Annotated in this window: 1 protein-coding gene; it reads left to right on the plus strand. The window is 70.8% G+C overall.

The annotated features are described in order from the left end of the window. Positions 1-559, plus strand: a 559-nt coding sequence (locus tag KUM32_RS35590) for a putative T7SS-secreted protein (RefSeq protein ID WP_374227588.1), incomplete at both ends; no start/stop codon positions are given.

Consider the following 559-nt stretch of genomic DNA (forward strand, 5'->3'; position numbering starts at 1 on the left):
GGCCTGGACGAGATCGGCGCGCACAGCGCGGCCGACTGGACCCGCCAGAGCAGCAGGTCCGTGGCGGACGGCATGGGCGCCGACGTCGCCGAAATGCGCCTCGGCGAGACCGACGATCCGACGAAGCTGATCTACGGCAGCCCGAGCAAACTGGCGTCCACCGTCTCCCACCTGCGCGACTTCCAGGCGGCCTTCGAGCGGATCGGCAACGGCCTCAAGGGCCTCCAGTCCACCGGCTGGCAGGGCGAGGCGGCCGGCATGTTCCGGGTGCGGATGACGTACGAGCCGAAGAAGTGGTTCACGGCCGCCGACGCGTTCCAGAAGGCCGCGGCGGCCCTCGACCACTTCGCCGACACCGTCGCCTGGGCCCAGGGGCAGGCGCGCGACGCGCTGGTGGTGTACCAGCAGGCGGAGCGAGCCAGCAAGGAGGCGGTGACCGCCTACAACGCGAAGGTGAGGGAGTACAACTCCGAGATACTCACCTACGGCCTCACGGGCGAGCGCAAGGACGGCTCGGACGCGCTGCCGACACCGCCCGGAGAGTTCACCGACCCGGGGG

The organism is Streptomyces sp. AC627_RSS907 (assembly GCF_019049165.1).